We start from the raw sequence: 17,187 nt of genomic DNA, 5'->3' as shown, positions 1-17,187 counted from the left end.
CGATGCCTGCGACGGTGTCGGAGGAGGATCGGGTGGCGGCGGAGAAAATCCTCGTCAACCTCGCCGTCCACGCGTCACCGGTCGAGGTGAAGAAAGCCGGCGACCGGATCCTCGACACCCTCGACCCGGACGGGCCGGAGCCGAAGGACCCGCCGGAGAGACCGGAGCGGGAGTTGTCGTTCCAGGAACACCGCGACGGCTCCGCGACACTCAAAGGCAAGCTGGACAACGTGGCCTACGCCCAACTCCGCGCAGCCCTGGATCCGTTGGCGAAGCCGCACTCGACGAAAGAGGAAGGCCGCGACACCCGCAGCCAATGGGAACGCCACGCCGACGCGCTGGTCGACCTGGTCCGCCTCGCCATGACCGTCGACGAGATCCCGACTCACGGTGGTGACCGTGTCCATGTGGCGGTCACCGTGGACTACGAAACACTGAAGTCCGGTATTGGGACGGCGATGCTGGACTATGGCGGTGTGATCACGGCGGCGGAAGCGCGGATGTTGGCGTGTGACTGCAAGGTGATCCCCGCTGTTCTCGGGACTGAGAGTGAGCAGATGGATTTGGGTCGGTCCAAGAGAATCATCACCACCGGGCAACGGCGAAGACTCGTCATGAGAGACCGCGGATGCGCCTTTCCCGGTTGTAAAAGTCACGCCAAACACTGCGACGGGCACCATATCGTGTTTTGGATCCTCGGCGGGCCAACCGACCTGGACAACTTGACCCTCCTGTGTGAACGGCACCACCGATTAATTCATTGTGGTGGTTGGGAAGTGCGGATGGGTGGCGACGGGAGACCGGACTTCATCCCGCCCACTTATCTCGATCCGCTTCGAAGACCGAGGCGTAACACCCTTCACGTGTAACAGAATACCGACCCCGTACCAGGGCTCGTGAGTGTCGCGACCGGATCATCCGGCCGCGACACTGACGAGCCCTGACTGCATTCCCCGGCACAACAGCAACTCGCCGTCGAGTTGCGAAAGCACCGCAGCACTACTGAATCGGGGACCCCTGGTACGAATGATCCGTACCAGGGGACCCCCGATACCAATGGCAGCGGACGCAGCGAGCCACAGCAGCCTCAGTGCCCACATCGACACCGGTGGTACCACCGCGTGACGGATGTGGCGCTCGGATCCGCACCGCAGTCCCTCGCCGCCCCGGTCCTTGCTTCCCTAAACGCAAGCTCTCGACACGACAACACCACAGCCCCAACCGCAACTCCCCCAACCGCAACGCGCCGTCGAGTTGCGGTAGTTGATGTCCGCAACGACCGCAACTCGTCGTCGACTTGCGAACGCCCATGACGTCACGGGTGCGGCACTCGACTCCGCACCGCGCACCCGTCGCCGCCCTCGTCCTTGCTTCAGCAGACAGGAGCTCGGCGCATCCGCAACTCGCCGCCGAGTTGCGAGGCCTCCAGTGCCACAGCAGCCAACGACGGGCTCCGGAGAAGGTCCTGCCATGCTGGTGTCGGTGACCACCACACCGCCGCGACGGCGTACGCGTGCCGAGCTGGAGACCGCGCGCGAGACCCGCCTGCCGGACCTGATCGCCGACAACCTGTGCGTGCTGCTTGCGGGGATCAACCCTGGTCTGTCGTCGGCGGCCGACGGGCATCATTTTGCCAATCCCGGGAACCGGCTGTGGCCGGCGTTGTACCGATCTGGATTTACCCCGGACCTGCTCAGTGCCGACCGGGAACAGGAACTCCTGGGGCTGGGGATCGGCATCACGAGCATCGTGCGCAGACCGACCGTGCGCGCGGCGGAACTGACCAAGTCCGAGTACCTCGAGGGCGGGAAGCAACTGCGGCAACGGGTGCTCGACCGCCGACCGGAGTGGCTTGCCCTGCTGGGTGTCACCGGTTACCGCGCGGCGTTCGACGCACCAGGCGCGCAGGTCGGCCTCCAGCCCGAGACTATCGGCACGACCCGGATCTGGGTCCTGCCGAACCCCAGCGGCCTCAACGCTCATTATCCGCCGGCCGCGCTCGCCACGGAATTCGCCCGGCTGCGGATCGCGGCCGGGCTGCAGGACCGGTCCGGCATCGTCGGTGACCAAGCGTGAGGCCCGGCATGCCAATGGGTGGGATCGTGGTCCGTTTTCTGCCGTTATGTACGCATACGCGACCAATGGCCGTGGCAGGGTCGCGGTAAGCAAGTTTTAATCCGGAAGCACGTGATCGACATTCTTTCACGTGTTCGTAGCCGGAGGAGCAAAAATGTCTGCTGGGTTCAGCAAGGCCCCCCGTGTGCGCCGGACGCTCACGTTGGCGGTCGGCGCCGCGGTCGCCGTGTCGGTCTGCGGCAGCGGCTTGACGACGTCCGCGACCGCCGCACCTGCCGCACCCGTGAAGCACCACCAGTTCAGCGCGGGCGCGGCTCTGCTCGCCGGTGCCAAGTCGCCGGCGGAACGAGCCGCGCTGACGGACCGGGCACTGGCCGCGACCGGCAACAGCCTGCAGCTTGCCTACGACACGAAACCACTGTACGACAAGGGTATCGACGGCACCGGCACCACGCTCGCGACCGTGGTTTCCTACGGTGACACGAACATCAAGGCCTACATCGACAGCTATTCGAAGTCGCACGGCCTGCCCGCCGCCGACGTCCAGATCCTGGCCCCCGCCGGTACCGTCCCCTCGTGCAATGACCCCGGGACGCCCAGCGACTGCTCGAGCTGGGGCGGCGAGACCGACCTCGACGTCGCGATGTTCCACACGATCGCGCCCAAGGCGAAGATCCTCGTGGTCGCGACACCGACGTCGGAAACCCAAGGTATCGACGGCTTCCCGGACATGATGACGGCCATCGACTACCTCGCGGACCACAAGTCGGCCAACGTCATCTCGATGAGCCTCGGCACGCCCGAGGACGACTTCGACAGCTCGGCACAGCTGCACGGCCTCGACGCGCATTTCAAGAAGGCGACCGACGCCGGGATCACAGTCACCGCGTCCACCGGTGACGACGGCGCCACGGGGACCAAGAAGGACAACACCCCCTGGGGCAAGAAGGTGGTGAGCTTCCCGGCCGCCAGCTCCTATGTCACCGCCGTCGGCGGCACCGTGGTGCACCAGAACTCCAGTGGTACCAGGACTTCCCCCGACACCGTCTGGCCGGAGTCGGGCGGCGGCGTGTCCCACGAGTACGGCGCACCCACTTGGCAGAGCACGGTCGACACGACGACTCACGCCACCGGACGCTCGCTGCCGGACATCTCACTGCTCGGCACTTCCGGCACTTCGCAGTCCTCGCCGCTGTTCGCCGCTGTCGTCGCCCTCGCGTCGCAGCAGGCAGGCAAGGGCCTCGGCTTCATCAACCCCGCGCTGTACGCCCTCGGTTCGGGCGGCACCGCGAGCGGTGTGGTCGACGTGACTTCGGGCAACAACAGCAGCGGCGGCGTCACGGGCTACACCGCGGCGAAGGGCTTCGACATCGTGTCCGGCTGGGGCACCGTGGACGCGGCCAAGTTCGTGCCCGCGCTGGTCAAGCAAATCAGCTGACAATCTCCAGGTGGAACGCCCCCGGCCCGAGCCTCGTGCTCAGGCCGGGGGCATTTTGCCGCGCGCGTAGAACGCCGCGGCCGCGGTGCCCTTCTGGTTCTTCCTGCTGGGCGGCCTGGTCGCGCGGTATCCGCTGCGGATGAAGCGGACGAGCACCGTCCTGCTCGCGGCCGTCTCCCTCGTGGACCTGGCCGTGCTCGCCGTCGGCGTGATCAGCCTGTCGGAGGGCGCGAAAGCCAACCTCTCGAACGGCTTGGCGGCCATCTACCTGGGCTTCAGCGTGGTTTTCGGGCGGAGCATGGTCCGCTGGGCCGACGTCCGCTTCGCGCACCGGTTTGCCGGCGGTCCGCCGCCGAAACCGAAACTTCAAGGCCGAGCGAAGATCAGCCACGAGTGGCGCGAGTGGTACAAGTGCGTACTCGCCTGCGTGATCGCCGCGGTTCTCCTGCTGGCCGCGATCCTCGTGATCGGCAAGCCCGGCCAGGTCGGGCCGCTCTGGGACTGGCTGCCACGGCTCGGCGGGTTGACCGGAGCCTGGCTCCTGTTCGGCCCGGTGTACCAGGAGGTCTTCGGCCGCAAGTCCGAACCCGCTCGGGACCGGGGCTGACCGTCTAGCGTTCGTCGATGCGGAAGCGGAGCCGGCACACCACCGCGTCGGTACGCCGGCGCAGCGCCCGTGCCAGGACGGCCCCGCGCTGGTTCTGCAGGATCCGCTGCCACACGTGGTCGGGCTCGACTTCGGCGATCAGCACGAACACACGCGTCTGCTCAGCGTTGCGCAGGTACTCGGCGAGCGGCTCGCCGAGCCGCCTCCGGTCGTCGTACAACTGGACCAGCGGGACACCGGGATTCCACGCTTCCCAGGCGTCGACGAACTCCCGCGCCCCGGCCTCCTCCTCGGGATGGGTGACGTGGACGGCCTCAACGCGGTCCCCCAGTGACAGCGCGGCGGCCACGGCTTCACGGGTCAACCGGGAAACGGTCGCCACCGGCACGACGACGAGTGAACGCTGCGGACGCGGCGGCGCCGGGATCGTGCCCAGCTCGAGCCGCTCACCGATCCGGTCATAGGTGCGGTGGACCCGCTCCATGACGAACACGAGGATCGGCAGCGCGAGGATGATCAGCCAGCCGCCCTCGGTGAACTTGGACGCCGTGACGACAACAGCGGCGACGGCGGTCAGCACCGCGCCGAACCCGTTGAGCGCCGCGCGACCCCGCCATCCCGGCGCTCGTTCGCGCTTCCAGTGCAGGACCATTCCGGTCTGCGACAAGGTGAACCCGACGAACACGCCGATCGCGAACAGCGGCACAAGCAGGTTCATCTGCCCCGCGGACACCACCAGCAGGATCGCCGAGGTGATCGCCAGGAAACCTATGCCGTAGCGGTGGACCTGGCGTTCGGCGCGCAGCGCGAACAGGTGCGGCAGGTTGTTGTCGCCGGCCAGCAACTGCGCGAGCACCGGCAGACCGCCGAAGGAAGTGTTGGCGGCCAACGCGAGCAGGACCACCGTCGAGAACTGCACCACGTAGTAACCGAACCCGTTGCCCAGCGATGCGGCCGTCACCTGCGACAGCACGGTCACCCCGTCCACCGGGCGGATGGCGAACTTGCCGATCAGCAACGCGATCCCCACCAGCATCACCGCGAGCAGGCCACCCAGCGCGACTTCGGTCCGCTGGGCGCGCTTGACGTGGGGCGTCCGGAATGACGGCACGGCGTTGGCGATCGCCTCGACCCCGGTCAGCGCCGCGCAACCGTTGGCGAACGCCTTGAGCAGCAGCAGGACGCCGACAGTCTGGACGCTGTGGGTGGCCGCCGCGTGGTCGAGGACGGCCGCGGGCGCCTCGCGCAGCAGCCCGATGACGACCACCACAAGGATCGACCCGACGTAGATCACTGTCGGTGCGACGAACGCCCTCGCGCTGTGGGCGATGCCGCGCAGGTTCACCGCGGTGACGACGGCGAGCACGGCCAGGCACAGCCACACGGTGTACGGCAGCAACTCGGGGAACGCCGACGTCAGCGCGGCCACCCCGGCGGCAACCGACACGGCCACGTTGAGCACGTAGTCGACAACCAGTGAAGCCGCGGCCACGAGCGACGCACGGCGTCCGAGATAGGTGCGCGAGACGCCGTAGGCACCGCCACCCTGGGGAAACGCGGCGATCACCTGCCGGTACGACAGCGTCAGCACCCCGAGCAGCACGGCGATCGCGATGGTCACCGGGAGGGTGAACCCGAGCCCGGTGCCGCCGGCGACCGCGAGGACCAGGACGATTGCTTCCGGCCCGTAGGCGACCGACGCCATCGCATCGAGGGACAACGCGGCCAGACCGCCGACCACCGTCAGCCGGTGGCGCTCGTCTTGGCGGGGTTCGGAGGATCGCTTGACGGCGACTTCGGAGGACACGGACGAGAGCGTGACGGGACCAGGCCGGCGGACGAGGCGATCTTGACGAAGTCCTTACCTGGCCGGGCAAGATCCACACGCCGTCAGGACTCGTGAACGGCGAGGCTGGTTCTAACCGGCTGGAACACTCACGAGCTGTTCGCCCGCGCGCCGGTGCGCTCCGCGCCGATCCCCGCGACGACGACAAAAACGATCCCGGCGACCGAAGTCATCGCCGGGATCTGGTGTAGCGCGACCAACCCGATGACGAGCGCCATGGCTGGTTCCAGGCTCATCAACGTGCCGAAGGCGGCGGTCGTCAACTTGCGCAGAGCCAGCAGTTCGAGGCTGAACGGCACCACCGGCAGGAGCACCGCCAGCCCGGCACCGATGATCAGCAGGCGCCAGTCGAGTTCGCCGAAGACGGACGGTCCCGCGACGAGGGTCGCGACGATTCCGGCCACTGGCATGGAAACGGCGAGTCCTCGAACGCCCGACACTTCGTCGCCGACGCGCTGGGTCAGCAGGATGTACGCCGCCCAGCAGGCCGCGGCGCCGAGCGCGAACGCGACGCCCAGCGGGTCCGCGCCGCCGTGCCACGGCTCTGTGAGCAGCACGACTCCGACGGCAGCGAGCGCGGGCCACCGCTTCTTCGCACCATGTCCGCGGCAGACGGCGACACCGAGCGGACCGAGGAATTCGAGCGCGCTGGCGGTGCCGAGCGGCAGCCGCGCGACGGCGCACATGAACAGCAGCGTGACCCCCGCCGTCACGACCCTGAGAGCGACACACGCCAGCAGGCCGGACCGGGTGAAATCGCCGCGCCGCGGGCGCACCAGGACCAGCAGCAGCACCCCCGCCCACGCCAGTCGCAGCCAAGCCACCCCGAGCGGCCCGACCTCACCGATCAGGCCGACCGAAACGGCGAGCCCCAGCTGGACACACAGCATCGAACTGAGCGCCAACGTCGTGCCCGCGCGGGCCCCGGAGTGACGACCGGGGACGGGAACGGGCGAGCGGAGTGCCGGATCGATCGACGTCATGGCCCCAGTAGACGGCACGCGGACCGTTCGCGTCCACGTGTCATTCCTGGACATTCCGTTCGCTGATCATGAACAATCAGCGGATGGAGACTCGCCGGCTGCGCCTGTTGCTCGAGCTGTCCCGGCTCGGGTCCATGCACGCGGTCGCCCAGGCGCTGAACGTCACGACGTCCACGGTGTCCCAACAGATCGCGGTACTGGCCAAGGAGGTCGGCGCGACGCTCGTCGAGCCGGACGGGCGCCGGGTACGGCTGACCCCGGCGGGGCGACGGCTGGCCGCGCACGCGCTCGTCATCCTGACCGCGGTCGAGGCGGCGCGCGCCGACCTGGACCCGGCCGCGGAAGCGGCGGGCACCCTGCGGGTCGCCGGGTTTGCCACCGCGATCCGCCGCTCCCTCCTGCCGATCATCGACGACCTGGCGGTGACCCATCCCCGGATACGGCTGATCGTCCACGAGTACGAGCCCGCCGAATCGCTCGAGATGCTGGCCACCGACGACGTCGACCTCGCGCTCATCTACGACTACAACCTCGCTCCGGCGTCGGTCGATCCGGCCGTCGAGTCGATCCCACTGTGGACCGCCGCCTGGGCCCTCGGCGTCCCCATCGCGGAGGCCGACGCGGTCTCGGGCACCTCGCGCGAGGTCTTCGCCCGGTTCCGCGACGCCGACTGGATCGTGAACTCACGCAACACCGCGGACGAGAACGTCATCCGCACCGTCGCCTCCATGGCGGATTTCCGGCCGAGGATCGCGCACCAGGTCGACACCCTGGAGCTCGTGCAGGACCTCATCGTCGCCGGACTGGGCGTCGGGCTGCTCCCGGCCGCGGGCGCGACACTGCTTGGGGTGGGCCTGCTCCCACTCACCGATCCCGACATCACGCTACGGTCCTACGCGATGGCCCGGCGCGGGCGCACTGACTGGCCCCCGCTCGCGCTGGTCCTCGGCGCTCTTGCCCGGCAGACCCCTGATCGGAAGGCTGCGGTATCCCCCAGATAGTGGGAAATACACTCGTCGGAGGCGTGGACCGGAGTTATGCTCGATCGGATCAGCCGGGTCCTGTGTGGACAGCCGGACTCGAGGCAAGTCGCGAGAGGACTGTGAGAGCGATGACCGGAATTCGTGAACGGGAGACCGCGGACCGGGTTGTGACGGCCGCATCGGACCTCATCCCGACGCAGTCGACGGCAGCCGACTCGATTCTGGAGCGGGTGCGTCGCGAGCCCGAGTTCGAGCTCGAACCGACCATCGTGCTCGGCCGCGAATAGCCGTTTCTTCCGCAGCTGCCCGATCACCACGTCGAGTACGTTGCCCGCCCGCGGGTCGTCCCAGACATCGCGCTCGAGCGTCGCGCGCTGCACCGTTTTCCCCTGGTGGACGACCAGCAGCTCCAGCACGGAAAACTCGGTCCTGGTCAACGTGAGCGGCGCCCCTGCCCGGCGTACTTCGTGCCGGCCGGTGTCCAGTTCGAGGTCCCCGCACCGCAGCACCGGCGGTCGCGCGGGCGTGCCCTGCCACCCGACCAGCCGGAACACCCTGGCCACCAGCAGCGTTTCTTCAGGTCCATCCTCATGGCGGCCGCCGCATTGACTGCTGGGTCGGCTCGCGAGGTTTCGGACGTCGTGAAGGCCTAGTTGAGTACGCCTTACGCCATGAAGGTGGCCTCACGACACGTCACAACGCCACACCAGCCACCCGGCACCCCCAACGCCACCGGGGTGGCCCTGAGGAACCTCGCACTTGGCACTTCGACCAGTCGCCGTATCGGGATATTTAGTACATTCGGGATAAATCACTTAGGCTATTCGGGTAGTTCACACCGCGCTCGACCGGTCACCAGGAACCCGATGGTTTGCTCGTTGCGTCTGAAGGGGTAGGCGTGAAGAGGGCGGTGGAAAATGAGCGATCCGTTGTCGAACGGGGCCGGCGATCCGGCCGCACGGGTGGATCAGTGGGTCGCACAGGCGCGGGAGAAGGCCCAGCGCTACCAGGCGATGCAGGAGGCGGTCGGGCAGGTGTCCGTGACCGAGTCGTCCAAGGACGGCATGGTCACCGTGACCGTGGATTCGGCCGGGAACCCGACCGATCTGCGCATCACCGACCGGGTCCGGGAGTTGTCCGGCGCACAGGTGGCCGCCGCGGTGCTGACCACCCTCCGGCGCGCGCAGGCCCGGCTGCCGGAGCGGCTCGGCGAGGTGATGACCGAGACCATCGGGGACGACCAGGCCACCGTCGACACCGTTGTGGGCAGGTACCGGGAGAAGTTCCCCGAGCCGCCGGAGCCCGAGTCGACCGAGGATGCAGTGAGGGAACGGCCGCTCGGGCGGCTCGACGAGGAGGCGTCACCGCCGATATCGCCGCCGGCGCCCACCCCGCCGAAGCCGGCTCGCCGTCCGCGCGAGAACGACGACGAGGGGGACGACGGATTCGAAGACCGCTCGTTCATGGTCCGAAACTGACGAATTCCGGTGACGAGTGGGGGTTGTAGTGGCGGATGACGTCGGGGGCGGGTACGCCGTCCACCCGGACGAGCTGGTGGTGCATGCGAAGGCCGTGCGGCAGGTCGGTGACGAGCTCGGGCAGGCATTGGCCGCGGCCGAACAGGTGACCGTGGGAGTACAGGCGTATGGCCTGATCTGCGGGCCGATGTTCGTGCCGATGGTGCTCGCGGTGTCCACGCCGGGGTTGGTCACGCTGAAGCTGGCGAAGGACGCGATGACGTCCGTGTCGGATGCCATCGCCAAGGCCGTCGACACCTATGGGCAAACCGAGGATGCGCACGTGTCGACACTCAACTCACTGATGGACCAGCTGGAGTCCGGCCCGTCCGGGGCCTCGCAGCCGTCGACGGCTCGGCCGATAGGACCAGTGGCATGAGCAACCCGCTGGTAGCGGCGAAGCAGGACTCGACGACCTGGCATTCCGGGATCAACGTCATCGACGACGCGGCGAGCGCGTACGACGGGATCGCCTCGGGTTCGTGGATCGAGGGTGGGATCGGTGCGCTCGGAGCGGGGCTCGACGTCCTGACGATGGCGATGAACCCGGTGGGAACGTTGATCTCCTACGGGTTGAACTGGCTGATCGAGCACGTCAAGCCGTTGCAGGACGCGTTGAACCAGCTCGCCGGGGACGCGGACCAGATCGCGGCGTACTCGCAGACGTGGAAGAACATCGCCACCGCCGTCGACAAGGCCGCGAAGGATCTGACCGCGAGTGTCGCGAAGGACACGGCGAACTGGGCGGGCGCGGCGGCGGACGCCTATCGGGCGAATATCAAGAACAAGATCGATCATCTCGGCGCGGCGTCGACGTGCGCGTCGGCGATCGGAACCGTGGTGGAGATCGTCGGGGTGATTACCGGCGCGGTGCGGATGCTCGTGCGTGACATGGTCACCCAGGCGGTCGGAGACTTCGTCCAGGACGCTCTGGAAGAGGTCTGCTCGCTCGGGCTGGGCACCCCCGTGGTGGTCGCGCAGGTCGTCGAGCAGGTTGCGGCGTGGACGGAGAAGATCGGCGCGGTCGTCAAGAAGCTGATCAACTCGGTCGAGAAGTTGCGGCCGATCATGAGCAAGCTCGAGGAGATCTTCGCGGCGATCAAGACGGTCATGTCGGAGGTACATGGCAGGCCTGGTGAAGCCGAACCCCATGGCTCCGGCAACGGCTCCACCCACGCGTCCTCCACCGTCGACGAACCCCGCGCCACGCCGGGCGGCGGCGAACCGCATACCACCAGTGGCGACGGAACCCATCCCTCCGATGCCGGCACCACGGCCTCCGGCGACCCGTCGACCGGCGACCCTGCCGGTACGAAGCCGCAAAGCACATCGAGCGAGCCGAACGACACCAACGCGCGCGACCACACCGACCCGTCGAAGGACGGTCGCCCCAACGACGGGAAGTGCACCGGCGGCGACCCGGTTGACCTGGCCACCGGTGAAATGCTGATGTCCCAGACCGACGTCGAGCTTCCTGGCGTACTTGCACTGGTGCTGCGCCGTACCCACCTCTCGACCTACCGCCTGGGGCGGTCGTTCGGTTCGTCTTGGGCGTCCACACTGGACCAGCGGGTCGAGTCGGACGCGGACGGCGTCTGCTACGTCGGCGCGGACGGGGTCACGTTGACCTATCCGGCGCCGCCGGTCGACGGCACGCCGGTGCTGCCGTCGCATGGCACCCGCTGGCCGTTGCGCGCGATCTCGGCCACCGAGTTCACTGTCACCAGTCCGATCGACGGGCATGTCCGTTATTTCGGTTCCCCGGAGAAAACCGGAGTGATTACACGGGTGTTGCTTTCCGCGATCGCCGACCGCAACGGGAACCGCGTCACCATCGTCCGGGACGCCTCCGGCACACCCACCGCGATTGACCATTCCGGTGGCTACCGCATCGCGGTCGACACGGTGAACGGCCGGATAACCGAGCTGCGCATGACGCGCGCGGCCGCCGTCGACATTCCGTTGGTCAGCTACCAGTACAACGCCGAGGGCCACCTGTCCGCCGTCGGCAACTCCTCCGGCCGGGCCATGCGGTTCGAGTACGACAGCAACGGCCGGGTCACTCGCTGGATCGACCGCAACGGCCACTGGTACTCCTACCACTACAACGACGCCGGCCAGGTCGTCGGGACCGACGGCAGTGGCGGCGCGCTCGCCTGTTCCATCCAGTACGACCAGCAGAACCGGGTCACCAGCTATCGCAATTCGCTCGGCGCGGTCAGCACCTACCACTTCGACGACGACTGGCAACTCGTCCGCGAAGTCGACCCACTCGGTGCGACGACCCGGTTCGAACGCGACCAGTACGGCCGCGTCACCGCGGAAACGGACCCCTTGGGCCGCACCACCCGGTACGAGTACGGTCTGACCGAGGAGCCCACTCGGATCGTCCACCCGGACGGCAGCGGCACCACGGCGATCCAAGACGAGCACGGCCTGCCCGTCGCGATCACCGATGACGACGGCGCGGTATGGCGCTACCGGCGCGACGAACGCGGCAACATCGTCGAGGAAACGGATCCGGCCGGCGCGGTCACCCGCTACGGCTACGACGAACTCGGACACCGCCGGACCGAAACCGACGCACTGGGCAACGTCCACCGGATCGAGACGGACGCCCGCGGCCTGCCGGTCGCGGTGATCAACCCGTTAGGCCGCACGACGCGGATCACCCGGGACGAACTCGGCCGGGTCGCCGCGACGATCGACCCGCTGGGCAACATGACCAGGACGACCTGGACAGTGGAGGGAAAACCGCTCACCCGAACCCGGCCGGACGGGACCGTGGACCGGTGGCGGCATGACCCGGAGGGCAACTTCGCCGAATACTCTGTCGGAGGCGGGCCACTGCTGGCGATCGCCACCACCCATTTCGACCTGCCGGTCGTGCAGGTCAACGCGGACGGCAGCCGCATCGAGTTCGGCTACGACACCGAGCTGAACCTGACCACAGTCACGAACGCGCAGGGCTCGGTGTGGCGCTACGAGTACGACCCGGCCGGCTTCCTGGTGCGCGAAGCCGATTTCAACGGCCGCGTGACGACGTATGAACGAGACGACGCCGGCCGGCTCGTCAGCAAAACCAATGGCGCGGGGCAGACCACCACCTACCAACACGACCTTCGTGGCAACGTCGTCACGACGCAGTCCCCGACGGACACGATGAACTTCGCGTACGACCTGGCCGGGCGGCTCGTATCGGCGTCGAGCCGCGACTCTTACCTCGTACTGACCAGGGACGTCCTCGGCCGCGTGCTGACCGAGACGGTGAATGGCCGGACGGTCGCATCGGACTACGACGCGCTCGGCCGGTGCGTCCGCAGGGAAACGCCGAGCGGCACCGTGTCGGCCTGGGAGTTCGACGCCGCCGGCTCACCGATCGCACTGCACAACGGCAGCCGTACGCTGGCGTTCGCCTATGACGCCGCGGGCCGGGAAACCACCAGGACGTCTCCGTCGGGTCTCCGCCTCGCCCACTCGTGGGACGCGAACGACCAGCTGGTCAGCCAGACGGCGCTGGCCGGAAACGGAAAACCCGTGCAGCACCGCACTTTCCAGTACCGGCCGGATGGCAACGTCACCGCCATCGCCGACCAGATCGCCGGATCGCGCGAGTTCGACCTCGACCCGTTCGGCCGGATCACGCAGGTGCACAGCCGACGCCGGTCCGAGTACTACCAGTATGACGTGGCTGGCAACCTGACCAACGCGGCCACTCCAGGCACCGCACCAGCCGAACAGTGGCGCTACACGGGGACTCTGCTCCACGAGGCGGGCGCGCTGCGCTATCAGTACGACCCGCAAGGCCGGGTCACGCGCAAACAGCGCGGCGCCGACGTGTGGCACTACACCTGGAATGCCGACGACCAGCTGATCGGCCTGGTCACACCGGACAACGCCACCTGGCGGTACCGCTACGACGCGCTGGGCAGGCGGATCGCGAAGGAGCGGCACGCCGCCGGTCAGGTCGTCGAGCGCGTCGACTTCGTCTGGGACGGGACGACGCTTGCCGAACAGGTCACCAGCCTGCGGTCGGTGACCTGGGACTACGACCCGTCGTCGCACCGGCCACTGGTCCAGGCGGAGCGCCTGGGCACGGACGAGAAGTTCTACGCGATCGTGACCGACCTGGTCGGCGCACCGACCGAGTTGCTGGACGAGCACGGGAACGTGGCGTGGTTCGCGCAGACCACGGCGTGGGGCGAGCCGATCGCCCACGGTGGCGCCGCGACGACGCCGCTGCGATTCCCCGGCCAGTACGCCGATGCGGAATCCGGGCTCAACTACAACTACTTCCGGTACTACGACCCCGAAACCGCCCGGTACTTCAGTGCCGACCCGATCGGCCTGTCCGGCGGTTACGCGCCGCACAGTTATGTCCCCAACCCGTTCACGTGGCTCGACCCGCTCGGCCTCTCCCTCCTCGATGTCGCGAAGAACGGCGTGCGCATTGTCGTTCACGAGTACGACGTCGACTGGCCGGCGCACGCTCACGTCACCGGCCGGGGGCGAGATGTCAGCGTCGGGCCGAACGGCCACCCCATCAAGGGCGAACCGGAACTCTCGAGCCAGCAGAAGCAAGTCGTGGAACACTACAAAACAGAGGTCAGGAAAGCCGTCAAGAAGCTCGGCCGAAGGAATCAGGCAGAAAAGCAGGCCGCCGACGCCGAACGGGAGCGGAAGGCTGCCGCCAGCGGGTCGTGTAAGGGGTGAGGAGACCATGTCACTACGTGCCGATCTGACGGCATTGCTCGCGGACGCCGGAATCCTCGACGTGGACGTCGACGAGGCTGTTGCGGACGAGCACGTGCGCTCCGCCGCCTATCAGCGCATCATTCCGGTGATTGCGGACTCCCCGAGCCGCGAGGACGATCGTGCGATCGTGGCCAAGATCCTGCGCGACCCTCGGCCGATGACGGCCAAGACGGCGGTGGTCGCCCTCGTGGACGAGATCGCGGCAGCGGCGAACGATCCGGCCGCTTTCCGGCGCTGGGCCGATGAAGTCCTGCCGGAGGCGGATCTGCGCGCAGCGGGGGTGGACCACGAGTTCATCGGCCGGCGCATCCACGACTGGGTGTTCTCTCTGTCCATGAAGGACGGTCGAGTGCCGGCCCCGGCAGAGCTGGCGGAGGTGACGGACTGGATGCAGCGAAGAATTGCCGAAAGCTCGCTGTCGCTGCCGGTACTCGGCCTGCTCGCCGAGTCCGGCCGCACGAAGAAGATCCGGAACGTCGCCAAGAACCGAGCCGATCTCCTGTCACGGTCAGAAAGACGCTGACCGGTAGCTTGGAGGGAGATGCCGGGAGGAGTCCCGGGCCGTCGGCTCACCACTGCTTCAAAGCGTCGTCGTGGTCGAGGCCGGGGCCTTGCGGCACCCGCGCCACGAGACCGGCGGGCACGCGCACCGGTGTGACGCCGCCGTAGTCGAGTGTGCCGAGTACGTCCGTAACCAGGTCGTCCTGACCTGGACCGGCGACCAGTCCTTCGACTACCCCATCGTGGTCACCGAGGAGGGCGCGGCGCCGTCTGGCTCCAGTGACACGAAGGTGCGCCTGAACACCGGCCGGCGTTCAGGCGCACCTGGTGAACTCAGCTGTGTTTGACCGACAGCGCGTAAAACTGCACCTTGGCGCCGACCGTGCTGCTGCTGCCACTGCTCTGGTCGTAGTCGCCGGCCTTGAAGTACATGGGGTAGCCCTTGAAGGACGAGGGCATCGACCAGGTCGTCTTCTTACCGTTGAGAGTCAGGCCTAGGGTGTTGCCACCGGTCAGGCTGATCACGTAGCTCCACTGCTGGCCGAGCGGGACGTTCCCGACGGTGTGCGGCGTCTGGCCGCCCGTCGGCGAATTCTCGATACCGACCGCGATATCCCCATTCTTGTGGTAATAGAGTTCGATCAGCGGTTTCGTGGACCCGCTGCCTTCACTGAGGTGGATCTGCCCGACGCACACGTGGTCCGGCACCTGCGTGACTTTCACCGTCGCGGTCAGCGTGTGCGTGCCCGAAATCGCCCAGGCGGCCGCCGAACCGTCGGTGTTCATTTCGCGCAACTCGGACCGGGAGTAGTTCGAATTCGGGGTCGTGACGCCGTTCTCGGGATCCCAGAAACTCATCGACCCGTCGGATTTGTTCGTGTAGAAGTAGCTGTCCTGATAGCCGCTCGACCCTTTCAGCTGCGCCGGCTTGATCGTCTTGGGCGAGCCCGGGGAGCCGGTCGGCAACTGCAGTTCCCACCTCGAAAGGTCGAAATTGCCCCCAGGCGCGACGCCGGGGTTGAGCGCAGCCGCGGACGGCGCTGCGTCGGCGACCCCCGTCGACCCCAAGGTGATGGCCGGTACGGCGAGAAACGCGAGCGCCAAGGTGCCCACCCCGGCCATGACAGTGCGGCCTCGGGCCTGAAAATGCGACATTGCACGTCCTCCTGAGCTGATTCGTGGTCAACCGGTATTCACACGACGGTCCGGACGTACCGGCGCCGCTCGACTCGGACAGGTTCGATCTCGGGGACTGAGGTGAAACGGGAACGGCAGTAACCGCGCCCGGCCTGTTCCGCTGCGCGAACGACGCCACGTTTGCCTCCTTTCTTCGTAGCCCGTACCGTGTTCATATATCTGAACAGTCGCTGTATTCGTGGCAGTTGTCACATGCATGACTTTCGCCGAAAAGCTAGCGCCGGAAGGTTCCCGCTGTCAACGGGTCAAACCCAAGAGGTCTGTACCAGTTGGCAATTGTCAAACCGAAACGATCGGTTCGTTTTACGAGCATTCCGACACCACGCGAAGACACAGTGGACACCTGATGCGTGCCAGGCCCGACTTCGTCCTGAATGGACGAGCGAACGCGCGATCGCCTGGGCGATAACGGCGTTCAAGCTTCAGCGCGGGAGTCGCCGGCCTCGGCGAGCCGCGAGCGGCATCGGCCGGCCTACGGTTCCGGTCTCGCGACGCGCGGCGAAGCGGATCGACAGATCACCCCGCGCAAACCGCCGACGGTGCGTCAGGATCCGGTTGGCTTGACCGATCATGTCCCGCTATGCGACACCGCCTATCGGGCGAACCAGTACCCGAACAGCCCTTGACACAGCGCTCCCGTTGCGCATGCCGCAACTCGCCCAGCCTTCACGTTGCCGAGCCGCGTCGTCTCGCCCGGCGGCCACTACGTCCCGGTCGCCGGCAAGCGATCACAGTCAGCAAAATGGCGTTGAGGGAAAGGTGGTCCGTACCAGTCCATACCGGCCTGACATGCTCGAACCCCTTTCCAGGAGCCGGCAACGCAAGGAGTGACCGCCGATCCGAGGCGGTTCGATTTCCACCAGGTAAATCGTTGAAGAAGTGGGTTTTCCACCGACCACGCTCACTGACAGTTGTCCTCGTTAGACCAAATGTACCTTTTGGTCCATATCAGTGCTAGCGAGCAAGTTCAGTACGTTAGTCGGTTGTTCACGGACACCCGGATGAGGATCCTTGTTCCCGTTCGTAGCAACACTTTTCATGGTTAGTCCATTCGTCGTAATCCTTTCACTTCTACCCCGTACCCGGTCCGTGTGCGAACACGGGCCGAGTTTGCCCTGCACGGAGGAGATCCGTCGATGAAACTGAGACGTCCTGTTGTCGTCGCCGCGACCGCCGCACTGGTGGCCGCGCTGGCGACCACCACCGGTGCGCAAGCGCAACCGTCGAACCCCGCTGCCGCCCCGAACGCCGAAACCATGGCGGTCAACGCGGCCACCAGCCTGG

Annotated in this window: 16 protein-coding genes and 1 pseudogene; 13 read left to right on the top strand and 4 right to left on the bottom strand. The window is 67.2% G+C overall.

The genetic code is table 11. From position 1 onward, the window contains the following. The 4 genes from JWQ81_RS44240 to JWQ81_RS44225 form a co-directional block, all read left to right on the top strand. Positions 1-869, top strand: an 869-nt coding sequence (locus JWQ81_RS44240) for an HNH endonuclease signature motif containing protein (RefSeq protein ID WP_297551633.1), incomplete at its 5' end; no start/stop codon positions are given. Positions 870-1,521: 652 nt separating this feature from the next. Further along, a complete protein-coding gene (gene mug, locus JWQ81_RS44235; RefSeq protein ID WP_297551634.1) occupies positions 1,522-2,076 on the top strand; it encodes a G/U mismatch-specific DNA glycosylase in 555 nt (184 codons plus the stop codon). A gap of 154 nt (positions 2,077-2,230) precedes the next feature. Further along, positions 2,231-3,514, top strand: coding sequence for a S53 family peptidase (locus JWQ81_RS44230; RefSeq protein ID WP_297551632.1), 1,284 nt, complete (start codon positions 2,231-2,233; stop codon positions 3,512-3,514). Positions 3,515-3,599: 85 nt separating this feature from the next. Then, complete coding sequence (locus JWQ81_RS44225) at positions 3,600-4,121, top strand: hypothetical protein (RefSeq protein ID WP_297551631.1); 522 nt, start codon at positions 3,600-3,602, stop codon at positions 4,119-4,121. Positions 4,122-4,125: 4 nt separating this feature from the next. Here JWQ81_RS44225 and JWQ81_RS44220 read toward each other — a convergent pair whose 3' ends face one another. Next, positions 4,126-5,928: an APC family permease gene (locus JWQ81_RS44220; protein WP_297551630.1), complete on the bottom strand. Its 1,803-nt coding sequence runs from the start codon at positions 5,926-5,928 to the stop codon at positions 4,126-4,128. Between the two features lie 128 nt (positions 5,929-6,056). Further along, positions 6,057-6,950: an EamA family transporter gene (locus JWQ81_RS44215; RefSeq protein ID WP_297551629.1), complete on the bottom strand. Its 894-nt coding sequence runs from the start codon at positions 6,948-6,950 to the stop codon at positions 6,057-6,059. Between the two features lie 83 nt (positions 6,951-7,033). Here JWQ81_RS44215 and JWQ81_RS44210 point away from each other — a divergent pair, with 83 nt between their 5' ends. Together JWQ81_RS44210 and JWQ81_RS44205 are read left to right on the top strand one after the other, a co-directional pair. Continuing rightward, positions 7,034-7,951, top strand: coding sequence for a LysR family transcriptional regulator (locus tag JWQ81_RS44210; protein WP_297551628.1), 918 nt, complete (start codon positions 7,034-7,036; stop codon positions 7,949-7,951). Between the two features lie 110 nt (positions 7,952-8,061). After that, entirely contained in the window at positions 8,062-8,220 is a 159-nt protein-coding gene (locus tag JWQ81_RS44205) for a hypothetical protein (protein WP_297551636.1), read from the top strand. A 63-nt stretch (positions 8,221-8,283) separates the two neighbouring features. Here the strand turns inward: JWQ81_RS44205 and JWQ81_RS44200 are convergent. Next, positions 8,284-8,349: pseudogene (locus tag JWQ81_RS44200) on the bottom strand (hypothetical protein); the annotation flags it as partial. On the opposite strand from JWQ81_RS44200, the gene JWQ81_RS44195 reads away from it, so the two are divergent. From JWQ81_RS44195 to JWQ81_RS44170, 6 genes are all read left to right on the top strand, one after another. After that, complete coding sequence (locus JWQ81_RS44195; RefSeq protein ID WP_297551635.1) at positions 8,326-8,586, top strand: hypothetical protein; 261 nt, start codon at positions 8,326-8,328, stop codon at positions 8,584-8,586. The pseudogene JWQ81_RS44200 and the gene JWQ81_RS44195 sit on opposite strands and share 24 nt — an antisense overlap. A gap of 264 nt (positions 8,587-8,850) precedes the next feature. Continuing rightward, complete coding sequence (locus JWQ81_RS44190; protein WP_297551627.1) at positions 8,851-9,411, top strand: YbaB/EbfC family nucleoid-associated protein; 561 nt, start codon at positions 8,851-8,853, stop codon at positions 9,409-9,411. 28 nt (positions 9,412-9,439) lie between these two features. Beyond that, a complete protein-coding gene (locus JWQ81_RS44185) occupies positions 9,440-9,829 on the top strand; it encodes a type VII secretion target (RefSeq protein ID WP_297551626.1) in 390 nt (129 codons plus the stop codon). Next, positions 9,826-14,163 (top strand): DUF6531 domain-containing protein, encoded by a 4,338-nt coding sequence (locus JWQ81_RS44180; protein ID WP_297551625.1) that lies wholly within the window; start codon positions 9,826-9,828, stop codon positions 14,161-14,163. Before JWQ81_RS44185 ends, JWQ81_RS44180 begins: the two co-directional genes overlap by 4 nt. A 61-nt stretch (positions 14,164-14,224) precedes the next feature. Then, complete coding sequence (locus JWQ81_RS44175) at positions 14,225-14,728, top strand: hypothetical protein (protein WP_297551624.1); 504 nt, start codon at positions 14,225-14,227, stop codon at positions 14,726-14,728. Between the two features lie 70 nt (positions 14,729-14,798). Further along, entirely contained in the window at positions 14,799-15,053 is a 255-nt protein-coding gene (locus JWQ81_RS44170) for a hypothetical protein (protein ID WP_297551623.1), read from the top strand. Here the strand turns inward: JWQ81_RS44170 and JWQ81_RS44165 are convergent. Beyond that, the gene (locus JWQ81_RS44165; RefSeq protein WP_297551622.1) at positions 15,040-15,861 is read right to left on the bottom strand and encodes a polysaccharide lyase family 7 protein; all 822 of its coding nucleotides are present in this window, start codon (positions 15,859-15,861) and stop codon (positions 15,040-15,042) included. The genes JWQ81_RS44170 and JWQ81_RS44165 overlap by 14 nt on opposite strands. 416 nt (positions 15,862-16,277) lie before the next feature. Between JWQ81_RS44165 and JWQ81_RS44160 the strand changes: the two genes are divergently transcribed. Continuing rightward, positions 16,278-16,529 carry a hypothetical protein gene (locus JWQ81_RS44160; protein WP_297551621.1) on the top strand — a complete coding sequence of 84 codons (252 nt, stop codon included), beginning with the start codon at positions 16,278-16,280 and terminating at the stop codon, positions 16,527-16,529. Positions 16,530-17,187: the final 658 nt, after the last annotated feature.

This window comes from Amycolatopsis sp. (assembly GCF_025464955.1).
Taxonomy (GTDB): Bacteria; Actinomycetota; Actinomycetes; order Mycobacteriales; family Pseudonocardiaceae; genus Amycolatopsis.
This window is presented reverse-complemented; position numbering and strand designations above follow the sequence as displayed.